This window comes from Natronobacillus azotifigens (assembly GCF_026805325.1).
GTDB classification, from domain to species: domain Bacteria; phylum Bacillota; class Bacilli; order Bacillales; family Amphibacillaceae; genus Natronobacillus; species Natronobacillus azotifigens.
This window is the reverse complement of record NZ_JAPRAT010000004.1, coordinates 40,644-54,312: the sequence shown is the minus strand read 5'-3', so window position 1 is coordinate 54,312 and position 13,669 is coordinate 40,644. Positions and strand designations below refer to the sequence as shown.

15 protein-coding genes are annotated in these 13,669 nt (G+C 36.6%); 3 read left to right on the top strand and 12 right to left on the bottom strand.

Annotation, left to right across the window (positions count from 1 at the left end; translation table 11 throughout):
* The first annotated feature begins 66 nt into the window (after nucleotides 1-66).
* Nucleotides 67-858 carry an HAD family hydrolase gene (locus OWO01_RS03295; RefSeq protein ID WP_268779002.1) on the top strand — a complete coding sequence of 264 codons (792 nt, stop codon included), beginning with the start codon at nucleotides 67-69 and terminating at the stop codon, nucleotides 856-858.
* A 326-nt stretch (nucleotides 859-1,184) separates the two neighbouring features.
* Nucleotides 1,185-2,549 carry an MATE family efflux transporter gene (locus OWO01_RS03290; RefSeq protein WP_268779001.1) on the top strand — a complete coding sequence of 455 codons (1,365 nt, stop codon included), beginning with the start codon at nucleotides 1,185-1,187 and terminating at the stop codon, nucleotides 2,547-2,549.
* 218 nt (nucleotides 2,550-2,767) lie between these two features.
* Here OWO01_RS03290 and OWO01_RS03285 read toward each other — a convergent pair whose 3' ends face one another.
* From OWO01_RS03285 to OWO01_RS03250, 8 genes are all read right to left on the bottom strand, one after another.
* Nucleotides 2,768-3,760, bottom strand: coding sequence for an RnfABCDGE type electron transport complex subunit D (locus OWO01_RS03285; protein ID WP_268779000.1), 993 nt, complete (start codon nucleotides 3,758-3,760; stop codon nucleotides 2,768-2,770).
* Complete coding sequence (gene rsxC, locus OWO01_RS03280; RefSeq protein WP_268778999.1) at nucleotides 3,760-5,076, bottom strand: electron transport complex subunit RsxC; 1,317 nt, start codon at nucleotides 5,074-5,076, stop codon at nucleotides 3,760-3,762. The genes OWO01_RS03285 and rsxC overlap by 1 nt, the downstream gene beginning before the upstream one ends.
* A 520-nt stretch (nucleotides 5,077-5,596) precedes the next feature.
* Complete coding sequence (gene rpsR / locus OWO01_RS03275) at nucleotides 5,597-5,830, bottom strand: 30S ribosomal protein S18 (protein WP_268778998.1); 234 nt, start codon at nucleotides 5,828-5,830, stop codon at nucleotides 5,597-5,599.
* A gap of 20 nt (nucleotides 5,831-5,850) precedes the next feature.
* The gene (gene ssb / locus OWO01_RS03270) at nucleotides 5,851-6,342 is read right to left on the bottom strand and encodes a single-stranded DNA-binding protein (RefSeq protein ID WP_268778997.1); all 492 of its coding nucleotides are present in this window, start codon (nucleotides 6,340-6,342) and stop codon (nucleotides 5,851-5,853) included.
* A gap of 12 nt (nucleotides 6,343-6,354) precedes the next feature.
* Complete coding sequence (gene rpsF, locus OWO01_RS03265) at nucleotides 6,355-6,645, bottom strand: 30S ribosomal protein S6 (RefSeq protein ID WP_268778996.1); 291 nt, start codon at nucleotides 6,643-6,645, stop codon at nucleotides 6,355-6,357.
* A gap of 180 nt (nucleotides 6,646-6,825) precedes the next feature.
* Nucleotides 6,826-7,926, bottom strand: a complete 1,101-nt coding sequence (gene ychF / locus OWO01_RS03260; protein ID WP_268778995.1) for a redox-regulated ATPase YchF — start codon at nucleotides 7,924-7,926, stop codon at nucleotides 6,826-6,828.
* 222 nt (nucleotides 7,927-8,148) lie between these two features.
* Nucleotides 8,149-8,340 carry a DUF951 domain-containing protein gene (locus OWO01_RS03255; RefSeq protein ID WP_268778994.1) on the bottom strand — a complete coding sequence of 64 codons (192 nt, stop codon included), beginning with the start codon at nucleotides 8,338-8,340 and terminating at the stop codon, nucleotides 8,149-8,151.
* 61 nt (nucleotides 8,341-8,401) lie between these two features.
* Nucleotides 8,402-9,427: a YkvI family membrane protein gene (locus tag OWO01_RS03250; protein ID WP_268778993.1), complete on the bottom strand. Its 1,026-nt coding sequence runs from the start codon at nucleotides 9,425-9,427 to the stop codon at nucleotides 8,402-8,404.
* 82 nt (nucleotides 9,428-9,509) lie between these two features.
* Here OWO01_RS03250 and yyaC point away from each other — a divergent pair, with 82 nt between their 5' ends.
* Nucleotides 9,510-10,109, top strand: a complete 600-nt coding sequence (gene yyaC, locus OWO01_RS03245) for a spore protease YyaC (protein ID WP_268778992.1) — start codon at nucleotides 9,510-9,512, stop codon at nucleotides 10,107-10,109.
* Between the two features lies 1 nt (nucleotide 10,110).
* On the opposite strand, the gene OWO01_RS03240 is transcribed toward yyaC, so the two are convergent.
* From OWO01_RS03240 to noc, 4 genes are all read right to left on the bottom strand, one after another.
* The gene (locus tag OWO01_RS03240) at nucleotides 10,111-10,818 is read right to left on the bottom strand and encodes a DUF554 domain-containing protein (RefSeq protein ID WP_268778991.1); all 708 of its coding nucleotides are present in this window, start codon (nucleotides 10,816-10,818) and stop codon (nucleotides 10,111-10,113) included.
* A 119-nt stretch (nucleotides 10,819-10,937) separates the two neighbouring features.
* Nucleotides 10,938-11,777: a ParB/RepB/Spo0J family partition protein gene (locus OWO01_RS03235; protein WP_268778990.1), complete on the bottom strand. Its 840-nt coding sequence runs from the start codon at nucleotides 11,775-11,777 to the stop codon at nucleotides 10,938-10,940.
* Nucleotides 11,749-12,531 (bottom strand): ParA family protein, encoded by a 783-nt coding sequence (locus tag OWO01_RS03230; protein ID WP_268778989.1) that lies wholly within the window; start codon nucleotides 12,529-12,531, stop codon nucleotides 11,749-11,751. The genes OWO01_RS03235 and OWO01_RS03230 overlap by 29 nt, the downstream gene beginning before the upstream one ends.
* 211 nt (nucleotides 12,532-12,742) lie before the next feature.
* Nucleotides 12,743-13,600, bottom strand: a complete 858-nt coding sequence (gene noc / locus OWO01_RS03225; protein WP_268778988.1) for a nucleoid occlusion protein — start codon at nucleotides 13,598-13,600, stop codon at nucleotides 12,743-12,745.
* Between the last annotated feature and the right edge of the window lie 69 nt (nucleotides 13,601-13,669).

Below are 13,669 nucleotides of genomic sequence, written 5' to 3'. Positions count from 1 at the left end.
AAAATGCCACAATTAATAGATCCTTGTTATAATAAATATCATAACATATCGTAAAGGGGAAATCCGATGATAACAACTATTTTCTTTGATTTAGATGACACATTACTTTGGGATAAAAAAAGTGTCAAAAAAGCATTTGAAGCCACGTGTGAAATCGCAAAAGAACAATATGAAGTAGATTCAGAAAAATTAGAAGAGGCTGTCCGATCAGCTGCAAGAGAACTTTATGCAAGCTATCCGACGTATCCTTTCACAAAGATGATTGGTATCAATCCATTTGAAGGTTTATGGGGAAACTTTGATGATCCTGGTGAAGATTTTCAACAAATGCATAAGATCGTTCCTACCTATCGAAAAGACGCATGGATTCAGGGGCTACAAACTTGTGGAATTGATGATGCTACTCTAGGTGAGCAGCTTGCGGAACAGTTCATTATCGAGCGTGAGAAACATCCTTTTGTTTATGAAGATACATTTTCTGTGTTAGAGCAAGTAAAAGAGGAGTATCAACTATTATTGCTCACCAATGGCTCGCCTTCTTTGCAAAAGAAGAAACTTTTGATTACTCCTGAAATTAAGAGCTATTTTGATCATATTATTATTTCCGGATCATTTGGACGAGGAAAGCCTGATCCTTCTATTTTTGATTATGCAGTTGAGCAAGCTCAGGTCGAGAAAAAGGAAGTAATTATGGTTGGAGATAATTTGATGACAGACATTCTCGGTTCTAACCGAGCGGGTATCAAAAATATTTGGATTAATCATCATGGTCAGTTAATTGAAGATGTTTCTCCTACTTATGAAGTAAAAACACTTACTGAAGCATTAGACGTTATAAAGAGCGTGAACGCTAATTAAAAGCCTAGCAACTGAATCGAATGAATCGAGATAGGTTGTCTTGCTAATTACTTATCAAAGATGCTTCGTGAAGTTGTCTAGTATTTTGCGCTCAGAGTTGGTCGTGAATATAGCTTTTCCAAAAAGTTACCCATATTCCTAAGCAACCGTTAAACTAGCTAAGTCTATCATGACTTAGCTAGTTTTTTATTTTTATCCTAACCCTTTAATTGTCATTGCTTTTTTAGGATAAATTTGCTAAGCTATTTTGATGATTCTATGCGTGAGAAACATCAAGAATGTCTTATTCCAACACGTAACGATTAGAAAATAAAGGAGGTAATTGTATGTATCATGCAGATACCTTTACTGATAAATTACGATTATTTTTACGAATCCTCTGGCCAATTATGATTACCCAAGTTAGCTTATCAATGATGAATCTCGTTGATACGATTATGGCTGGTCGAGTAGGTACAGAGGATTTAGCAGGAGTTGCAATTGGTGGAAGTTTATGGTCACCAGTTTTTACTGGAATGAACGGTATTATGCTTGCCGTCACTCCGATTATCGCTCATTTTATCGGAAAAAAAGAACACCATAAAATTCATAACACCGTTATGCAAGCGATCTATCTAGCGATTACGATTGCGCTGATGATTATCATTATCGGCACCATTGTATTATCACCTATTTTAACGATCATGAACTTAGATCCAAAAGTAGAACATATTGCTTTTCACTATTTAGGTGGTCTTTCGATAGGTATTGTGCCTCTATTCTTATCTAACGTATTGCGTAATTTTTATGATGGGCAAGGTTTTACTCGTATTACAATGTTTATAACTATCTTAGCGGTACCTTTTAACATTCTGTTCAACTATAGTTTGATTTTCGGCAGATTTGGTATGCCTGCTTTAGGTGGGATTGGTGCTGGTTACGCCACCGCGTTAACCTATTGGATTATCTTTATTAGCAGTGTTTGGATGACATTTAGACTTGGATCAATTAGAGGATACAAACTGTTTATCAAATGGGTAAAACCATCATGGACAGCTTGGAAAGAACAATTATCAATAGGAATTCCGATCGGTTTATCGATCTTTTTTGAGGCAAGTATTTTTTCGGTAGTTACCTTGTTAATAGGGATGATGTTTTCGACAACTACTATTGCAGCAAATCAAATTGTAATAAGCTTTACCACCTTACTATTTATGATTCCGCTTAGCCTTTCGATGGCATTGACGATTGTTGTAGGATTCTCTGTAGGAGCTGGAAAATTAAAAGCCGCAAAACAATACAGCTTTCTTGGTGTATTTAGCGGAATTGGTATATTAGGTATTGCTACAATTTTTCTATTCTTCTTTCGAGAACAAATCGCGATGCTTTATTCCAATGATCCCGAGGTTATCAATCTAGCAAGTCAGTTGTTTTTGATTGCTATTCTATATCAGCTATCTGATGCTGCCCAATCCGGGTTGCAAGGGGTACTTCGTGGTTATAAAGATGTGAAAATTCCATTCTATATTTCTTTTGTCTCTTACTGGATCATTGGTATTCCGGTTGGATATGGACTTGCTGGGTTCACAGATATCGGACCTTTTGGTTTTTGGATTGGCATATCATTAGGGCTAACAGGAGCTGCTATCGGTTTCCTATTACGCTTGGGAATTATCTATAAAAGAAATTCAATGATCGAGGCCGTTGAATAAGGAACGCTAGAGGTGTGGTCGTTTTTTTGAAATTTGTTTGCATTCTGCGAGATTTGCGTGCGACTTTTCTTATTTGCGTGCGTTCTCTGAAGTTTACGTGCATCGATCCCTCGTCTCTTGGTATGCTCAATCTTCACAAATACGCAAGACTTCTTCATTCCACCAAAAAAACACAGGCAGCTTTTAAAACAAAAGCTGCCTGTGTTTTTTCTTTTAAACTATGCACTCCGTTGTCGGACAGGTCGTTTTCTATGCCCGTAAATTCTCGGTGCTAGATGTTTATCGATCATTGGTACACAAGCATTCATAATTAAGATTGCAATACCAACCCCGCCTGGGAAGTTAAACAAAATCCGAATGGCTGCCGTTAACACTCCACAACCAATTGCAAATATCGTCTTGCCATCAGGGGTGAGTGGTCCAGAACTATAATCAGTGGCCATGAATGTAGCTGCAAAGATTAATGTTCCACTTAACACATGTGTCATCATATAGTCGAATTGAAAATTTCCATAAATAGATGTAACAATAGCAACTGTTGCAACAAAGAGTATCGGAATTTTTATATTAATGATCTTTCGAACAGCTAAATATATCAATGCTAATATAATTGCTAATTTAGAAGTTTCTCCAACGTTTCCTCCAAGGCCTATACCAAGAAATAGATCCATTAAACTTGGAACTTCTGCTGGTACGTAAGGAGTGAAATCGCTGATATACTCTAATGGAGTTGCTGTAGACACAGCATCTGGTACTGGTGTTATCCAGTTTGTAATCCACGGTGAAAAGAATACTTTCAACATAACACGTGCTGCAACTGCTGGATTAAATACATTTCTTCCAATCCCACCAGGCAATTGTTTTACAATAAGAATGGCAAATGCACTACCAACAATGAGCGACCATAAAGGAGCAGTCACTGGTAAACTTAGTGCTAATAACATCCCAGTTACAGCAGCACTATAATCTTTAATTGTTGTTTTTTGCTTTTTCCATTTTTGAAAAAGATATTCAAATCCAACACAAGATAGGATACCTACAGCAACCATTAGTAACACGCGCCATCCAAAAAAGTAAACTGCTGCTGCTGTTGGAAGGAGCAATGCAATCAATACTTGTTGCATAATCCAAGATGAACTACGTTTAGACGATAAATGAGGTGCAGCATCGATTGATAATTTATCTTTATTTAACAATTGAGTTTTCTCCATCACTTTTTCTCCTTCCTTGACCTGATCTCTATTTTAGCTGATCGAATGTTATCCAAAATCGGAATTTTAGAAGGACAAATATATGAGCAATTACCACAATCAATACAGTCCATTGCTCCAAGTTGTTCCGCTTGATCAATGTCTCCATTTTCGTATGCGTTACTAATAAGAATTGGTTGGAGACTTACTGGACAGACATTTAAACATTCCGAACAGCGTATACAAGCCGTTCGTTCATCTGTGGTTACTTCCTCAGGTTCTAAGAAGGTAATTACGGATGTTCCTTTAGTTACAGGTACTCTTCCAGATGTAATTGGTTTCCCCATCATCGGTCCACCATGAATCATTTTTCCTGGTGCTGATTGAAAACCATCGCACTCTTTGATTAATTCTTCGATTGGCGTACCTATTCGTACCCATAGGTTTTTTGGATCCTTGATTGGTTCTCCTGAAACCGTTGTAATTCTTTTCGTTAATGGTTTCCCTAAACGAACAGCTTCATATACTGCATAAGTTGTTGCTACATTCATAAGCATTACGTGAACATCTGCTGGCAGTCCACCAGGAGGAACTTCACGTCCTGTTAAATTTTTGATCAAATTCTTTTCTGATCCTTGAGGATAAATCGTTGGTAGTTCTTTGACCTGAATGTAATCTGAATCGCCTATCGCTTTTTTTAATGCTTCAACACTTTCGTGACCATTAGATTCTACTGCGATATAAACGTTCGTTGCAGAGACAATTTCTAATAGAACGCGAACCCCTTCTATTAATTCTTTTGCATACTCTACCATAAGGCGATGGTCAGCAGTTGAATATGGCTCACATTCTGCTCCATTAATAATTAACGTATCGATTTTTTTCTCTGGTGGCGGTGATAATTTCACAGACGTTGGAAAAGTCGCACCACCCATACCTACAATCCCAGCTTTCTCGATAATTTTCAATTTTCGCTCGCGATCTAATTCTTCCCCTTCATTAAATAGAGGTTCATCCCATTCATCTTGGAAATCATTTTTTATTGCAATACATGGGCCTTTTCCATTTGTCGTATTCATATCTGAGATTTCGATTACTTCACCTGAAACGGAGGAATAAATATTCGCTGAAACAAATCCAGCTTTTTCAGCGATTAGCGTGCCAATTTTCACCTTATCTCCTTCTTCAACAAGAGGTGTTGCTGGGGCTCCAATGTGCATGGATAGTGGGTAAATCAATGTTGATGGAACAGAAGCCTCTTCGATCGGTCTATGCTCGGTACGGTGCTTCCTCTCTTCTGTTTGAGCGCCTTCTCTTTTTCCTTTTAAAAGAAACATGCGACACCCTTCCTTTCTATCTGTGAATTTTTTTTAAGTTAGTAACACAAATTCCACACTACAATTATACGTAGTCTGCTATTGCTAGAATTAGCATTCCTATAAATTTTAACATGAACTTGTTCAGATTTGAATAAATAAGTCTTCATTATATTACGGAAACTAGTGGGAATTTATCAAAATAGGAATTTTTCATCTGATATCTTAAAAAAAAAAATGCTAAGAATACAACTATCATACCCTATTGTTATACTATTAATTCTTTTACATCTATTGAAAGAAAAACACCACCTAAAAATATCGTCATAGAGCTAATTTTCTTAAACTTTCTTATCTTGTTATAAAGCAACCATCAGACCCTACTGTGATACTTGAAAATCTATTGGCATCTATTTAATAATAAAACACAATAAAATATCACCATAAAGCTAATTTTTTTCAAACTTTCTTATCTTGCAAAAAAAACCATCCAATTATTGATGGTCTAAGGTAGACTATCAGTATTGAATGGTTTTTCGTATTATTCGCCTACGAATGGCAATAAAGCCATTTGACGCGCGCGTTTAATTGCTCTTGTTAATTTACGTTGATATTTTGCTGAAGTTCCTGTTACACGACGAGGAAGAATTTTTCCGCGTTCTGAAACGAATCTTCTTAGCAAGTCAACATCTTTATAATCGATGTGTGTAATTCCATTCGCTGTGAAGAAACACACTTTACGACGTTTTGAACGTCCACCGCGACGAGCTGCCATCTAAAACACTCCTTTACTAATTAGAATGGTAAATCATCATCTGATATATCAATAGGTTCTGCGTTGTTATCAAACGGGCTAGAACCATTTGAAGATTGTTGTTGGTTATGGTTAGGCGCTTGGTTTTGGTTCTGTTCTGAACGATAACTTCCAGACCCTTGTCCGCCACTATTCGTGTTAGACCCACTACCGCCTTTTGACTCTAGAAATTGTACAGAGTCTGCAACCACTTCTGTAACATACACGCGTTTCCCATCTTGTCCATCAAAAGATCTTGTTTGAATACGTCCGTCTACACCAATTTGGCTCCCTTTACTCATATAGTTTGCCAAATTTTCTGCTGGTTTTCTCCAAACGACACAGTTAATAAAATCTGCTTCTCGATCTCCTTGTTGGTTCGAAAAAGGTCTATTTACAGCTATGGTGAAATTAGCTACTGCAACTCCACTTGCAGTATAGCGTAAGTCTGGATCCTTCGTTAACCTGCCGACAAGTACGACACGATTTAACATGAGAACCCCTCCTTATTGTTCGTCTTCGCGAATTGCAATATGACGAATAATATCGTCAGAGAATTTCGCTAAACGATCAAATTCATTAATTGCTTTTTCATCGCCTTTAAAATTAATCACTAAATAGTAACCATCACGAAAATCATTGATTTCATAAGCAAGACGCTTCTTGCCTTTTTCTTCAACTTTTTCAATTTCCGCACCATTATCAGTAAGGATTTTGTTGAAACGTTCAACTACTGCAGTTTTTGCATCTTCCTCAATGTTTGGGCGGATGATGTACATAATTTCATATTTTCTCATCCGTTTGCACCTCCTTTTGGTCTTAGCGGCTCTCCGCGTTTCACGAAGAACAAGGAGTAATAATTGTTCATTACTCACAAGCAATTATTATAGCAAAGGTTTAGTAAATAAGCAAGAAATTGATGAAATTTTACCAAATAACACATACATCTGATTGATTAACTGAATAATGATCCAGGCTTACACATTAAAACGGAAATGAATAACATCTCCATCTTTCACCAAGTATTCTTTACCTTCTAACCGAACTTTCCCTTTTTCTCTTGCACCACTCATGGATCCTGTTTCAACAAGGTCTGAATAGGACACAGTCTCTGCCCGGATAAACCCGCGTTCGAAGTCTGTATGAATAATTCCGGCTGCTTGAGGTGCTTTGATTCCTTTTGTAAATGTCCAAGCGCGAACTTCTTGCTCTCCCGCAGTAAAGTAAGTTGCCAATCCTAATAATGTATAAGTTGCCTTAATTAGTTGATCAAGTCCTGATTCAGGGATCCCTAACTCTTCAAGGAACTCTTCTTTTTCTTCACCATCTAGTTCCGCAATTTCTGATTCAACCTTTGCACTAATCACAATTACTTCTGCTCTTTCTTCAGCTGCAAATTCTCGTACTTTTTGCACATTCGGGTTATTTTCTGCTTCTAACAGCTCGTCCTCCCCAACATTAGCTACATAAAGCACTGGTTTACTCGTTAACAGGTGTAAACCTTTTACATATTTTTGTTGTTCATCAGTGAAAGATACCGAACGCGCTGGCTTTTCTTCTTCAAATGCATCTCTTAATTTTGCTAAAATATCAAATTCAATTACCGCTTCTTTATCTTTTTGACGTGCCAATTTCTCGACGCGTTGCAATCGCTTCGAGACCGTTTCTAGATCAGCTAAGATCAATTCTAGATTAATCGTTTCAATATCTGCAATCGGATCTACCGTCCCAGAAACATGTGTGATATTATCATCTTGAAAACAACGAACGACATGACAGATGGCGTCAACTTGACGAATATGAGACAAGAATTGGTTTCCTAGTCCTTCTCCCTTACTCGCTCCTTTAACAATTCCTGCAATATCTGTGAATTCAAATGCTGTTGGTATCGTCTTTTTTGGATTCACTAATTCCGTTAATTTGTCTAGACGGTGATCTGGTACTTCAACGATACCTACATTCGGATCAATTGTACAAAATGGATAGTTTGCTGACTCAGCTCCCGCCTGAGTAATCGCGTTAAATAACGTTGATTTCCCTACATTAGGTAAGCCAACAATTCCTGCTGTCAATGCCATAAAACTTTCACTCCTTAAGGGTATACCGCTCATATGAACGTTTAATTCATACCAATTATAGTTATTGCTAATCCAATTGACAAGTGAATAAAAATTAACTTTCATATCTATTTTGTTCTTCACTTCTCTATTTTCTACTTACGCTTTTACAATTATCATTTGATGAAGGACCATAAAAAGTTCATTTTATACTGATTATAAAATGTTTCATGTGAAACAATCTTACTCAGCTGTATGAAGGACTTTTTTTAGCTTGCTTTCAAATTTTTTTCTAGGGATCATTACACTATGTCCACAACCCTCACACTTAATTCGAATATCCATCCCCATACGAATAATCTTCCATCGGTTTTCCCCACATGGATGGGGCTTTTTCATCTGAACAACATCATTCAATTGAAAGTGTTTTTCCATCTTGCAAGACCTCCTATTTCAAAACGTTCATTTACAACAATACGTATCCACTAGTATTTTATCATTTTTCAGCAAGTTTGTATCGGTGAAGTATTGGATAAAGCAATAAATTTGCTAAAACATATAGATTCAACACACCATATAACGGATATAAGACCTCTATTAATGTCTGAAACCCTAAACTCGTTAACGGTAACATCAAGATCACAATAATGATTACTAATTTTGATAAAGGTATTGGGAACGTATTGTGGATTCGTGTAACTAATCCTAGTGTGCCTGTCACTGCTGTAGTGAAAATGGCGAACCATAATAAAACGGTGATAAATAGAAACATCGTATAGGGATAATAAGCAAGGATTCCGAACAATGGCATTTCAAACGATATAATCTGATCAGCAATTTGCAACAAACTACTATTGTACAGCATGGATATTGAACCTAAAATAAGTCCACTTCCTATACTGGCGACATATGTTTCTTTTTTATGTTCGATTTGAGAACCAATCGCTCCGATTACAGCTATCAGTGGCAAGATATTTAAAGCTGTGAAGGGAAATGCCGCTAACCAATTACTTTGATTAATTAATAAGTTTTCGAATACAAAACCATTTTTACTTACAAAAGAAATAAGTACACTTACTAGCCCTGTTATTAACAAGGGTAAAATAAAACTATTAAGTACAAGTACACCTTTGATATCCCATTGAAAAACAACAATCAACAAACATGCGATTAACAAAATACCAAACCATGTTGGCAAACGATAAGCTTGTACCGTCACCCCACTTCCAGCTAACATAATTACCGTAGTAGAAAAGAGATAAATAATGATCATCCCATCATACAGTTTAGCAAACCTCTTCCCTACTAAATTACTTAACACTGGTAAATAGTGCGTTGTCTTCAAACGATAACTGATCATGAGGATGGACTGACAACTGATGATAAACAGAACCGCAAACAGGAGTATAGCTAGTCCACTTTCCGGGCCAAAAAATTGCCATAATTCCCTACCTGATGCATAGCCGGCACCAATCATTGTACCTACAATTAAAAACACCCATTTCAATCCTGATTTGACCATTTTGTTCACTCCTAAATTTTGCGTGTATAGAAAGAGCCATTCTTCCGTATACTAATACAAATATGTTTTAGGAGGCCGAACTATGAATCTAGGTAATCAAAATGAACCGAAACAAACGGAAGAGAGGTGGCATTATCAAACACCCCTCATTTATCGTTCGATCAGTGATTTTGTAATGCAATGGTTACCGGATGAAGATAGAGAAATCGTTATTGTTTGTATTGGTACAGATCGTTCGACTGGCGATGCCCTTGGACCAATTACTGGTTCTTTATTATCTAGGTGGAAACAACCTCATTTTTCTATTTACGGTACATTAAAAAAACCTGTTCACGCCCTAAATTTGGCAGACACTTTAACAGCCATTCGTAATAATCATAAAGAACCGTTCATCATCGCGATAGATGCTTGTCTCGGCAGACAATCTTCTATTGGTTCCATTAAAGCTGGCATTGGAGCAGTTCGACCTGGCCTTGCACTAAAAAAGGATTTACCACCGGTTGGAGATCTTCATATAACTGGTATTGTGAACGCAAGTACTCCAGTTGACTATTTAACTTTGCAAAACACTCGCTTACATCTTGTTATGGAGTTAGCAGAACTTATCTCAAAATCTTTACATCACCTCCATCGAAATTATGCTGCAGAAATTGAGCGAAAGTTGTATAAACGTCTTAGCTGATCTAGAAAAAATATTGATAGATCGACAACAGCATACCTACAATTAGTAATGAAGGTAGTAAGTTTGCCACACGAATCTTCGTAATTGAAAGCATGTTCAATCCAATGGCGACAATTAAAAGCCCTCCTATTGCAGTCATTTCGACAATAAAGGCGTCAAGAAAGGTAGCTGGTATCCATCGATAAATGAAGGTAGCTAATAGCGCAATACTTCCTTGATAAATCACGACAGGAATAGCAGAGAAGATAACTCCTATTCCTAAGGTGGTTGTTAATACGAGAGCAGTAAAACCATCAAGAATCGACTTTGTTAGTAGTACACCATGATCATTCCGTAATCCGCCATCTAATGCACCGATAACTCCCATTGCACCAACAACAAATATTAAGCTTGCGGTTATAAAACCTTGAGAGATTCTCGAATCCATTTCTTTATTCGAAATCAGTCTTTCCACCCTAGCACCAATCTTATTTAATTTTCTATCTAAATCAATTGCTTCTCCGATCACGGCTCCCATCATCATACTTAATATGACAATGATAATGTGGTTTACTTGTAAAGCCATATCCAACCCAATAAGTATGACCACAAGTGCAACACCACTTAAGATTGTTTCCTTTTGTTTTTCTGGGATATTTTTAAAAAACAAGCCCAAAACAGTGCCGATAATTATTGCAAACCCATTGACTAAGGTGCCTAGTAATGCCATATTATCATCCCTCCACCCTAAATGTTTCACGTGAAACATTCTATGTAAATGTATTATTTGTTCTCTTCATAAAAAAACTGGTGGAAGCTAATTAAGCCTACACCAGATGAATATATTATCTAACTTTGAAACAAATCAACAATTCTATTCAAATCTTCTGTGGAGAAGAATTCAATTTCTATTTTCCCTTTTTTCTTTCCTTGATGGATCTTCACACTCGTACCTAACTGATCTCTCAACAAATTTTCTCTTTCTACTAGGAAAATATCTTTTTTGTTAGCCTGTTTCTTTTGTTTTGGTTCTTTTTCATTTAGCTGTTGAATTAATTGTTCTATTTGTCTAACGTTCAATTGTTCTTTTTGAACTTTTTTTACAACCGCTTGTAATTTATCTTTAGCTTTCAAACCTAATAACGCTCTCCCATGCCCCATAGATAATTCACCATTGTTAATCAATGCGGTTACTTGTATTGGCAATTGTAACAATCGAACTAAGTTTGCAATGTGTGGTCTGCTTTTCCCTAGCTTTTTCGCTAGTTCATCTTGCGTCATTTGATAAGATTTCATTAAGTTTGCATATGCTTGAGCTTCTTCAATCGGGGTTAAATCTTCTCGTTGTAAGTTCTCCAACAATGCAAGTTCTGTCATTTTTTGATCTGTTAACTTCTTAACGATGACTGGAACCGTTTCAAGTCCCGCTTCTTTGGCTGCCCGAAATCTACGTTCCCCTGCAATGATTTCAAAACCTTTAATTGATTCTCTAACAAGCAATGGCTGGATAATCCCAAATTCAAGGATCGAAGTTTTTAATTCTTCAATAGCTTCTACTTGAAACGTTTTCCTCGGTTGATATGGGTTTGGGCGAATATCCTTAATATTCACTTCTTGAATTTTATCTTCTTCTACATCTTCTAGTTCTGGAAAAAAAGCATTAATTCCTTTCCCTAATCCTCTCACCATTTTCAATCACTTCCTTCGCTAAATCAAGATACACATCGGCACCTCGTGATTTTGGATCATAAGTAATAATCGGCTGCCCATGACTCGGTGCCTCTCCCAATCGTACATTTCTAGGAATGATCGATTGATATACTTTATCCCGAAAATATTTCTTTACTTCGTCAATCACTTGAAGCCCTAAGTTCGTCCGCGCATCTAACATAGTTAGCAATACACCTTCAATCATCAAATGTTTATTCAAGTGTTTTTGCACCAATCGAATTGTATTTAACAATTGACTCAACCCTTCCAGTGCGTAGTACTCACATTGTACTGGAATTAAAACGCTATCGGCTGCCGTTAAAGAATTAAGCGTCAATAATCCTAATGATGGCGGACAATCGATGATGATAAAATCATATTTTTCTACGGAAGAATCTAGCGCCTTTTTTAATCGTACTTCTCTTGAAATCGTCGGTACTAATTCAATCTCTGCGCCAGCTAATTGAATCGTTGCCGGTATAACATCTAAATTTTTTACCGTTGTAGGAACACTAACTTCGTCAGCACGCATGTCTTCCACAAGCACATTATAAATACACCGGTCTATGTCTGCTTTATTCACACCTACCCCACTTGTTGCATTTCCTTGTGGATCGATATCAACTAACAAAACTTTATAGTCCAAATGTGCTAAACACGCACTTAAATTAACTGCAGATGTAGTTTTTCCTACGCCGCCTTTTTGATTTGCTACGGCGATTATTTTCCCCATGGTGTCACCTACCTAATCATAACTCTTTCCTTTCTATTCTATCACTTTTTTTTCAAATATACATTGAAATTTATAGATAGATAGAATTTTAATTTAAAATCATAGAAAAACTGCAAAAATGATCAATCTATTTGCTAAACGAAACCCATTATAGTACACAAAAAAACTCCATTATCTACTTATATAGTGGAGTTTTTACAAACAGTTTCATTTATTTTTTGTTTTTAGGAATTTTTATCGTAATTTGATAATAATCCGCTAGATCTTGCTCATCCGTTTCTAGAGCAATACCAGTATCAGATACCATATTTAATGATTGTCTAATCGTGTTCATGGCAATTCTCATGTCTTTGTTAACACCTTTTAATTTCGGTTTTTTCTTTTTCGGTGTTTCACTCATCATTTTTTCAATTCGCTCTTCTGTTTGTTTTACATTTAACTGTTTTTCGATAATTTCATTTAGAAGTAGCTCTTGTTTTTCTTCATCTTTTAAAATAATAAGTGCTCGAGCATGTCTTTCCGTTATTTTCTTCGTCATGATCGCATTTTGGACACTGTCTGGTAATTTCAACAATCTCATTTTATTCGCAATGGTGGATTGACTCTTACCTAATCGTTGGGCCAACGCCTCTTGCGTCAACTGGTGGATTTCCAATAGACGTTCATAGGCTTTCGCTTCTTCAATAACCGTTAATTCTTCACGCTGTAAGTTTTCAATCAATGCAACAGAAGCTGTTTCTTTATCATTCATATCACGAATAATAGCCGGAACATTTTCCCAAGATAATGAAGTTACTGCGCGCCATCTTCTTTCTCCAGCAATAATTTCATACTTGTTATTCAAGTTATCACGTTTACGAACCACGATCGGTTGAATCATCCCGTGTGTACGAATCGTTTGTGCTAACTCTGCTATTTTCTCATCATTAAAAATAGAACGTGGTTGAAAACGGTTAGGCTCAATATCTTTTATTGGTATTTGAATAACCTCGCTAGATAAATAGGATTCCTCCTCAACCTCACTTGGTTTTTCACCCATACCAAAAATTCGACTGAATGGGGATAACATAATAAACACCACCTTTTTTCGTATTCCATTCCTTCCTATGAAGCATGAAACCTTTGCTATGTAAACACT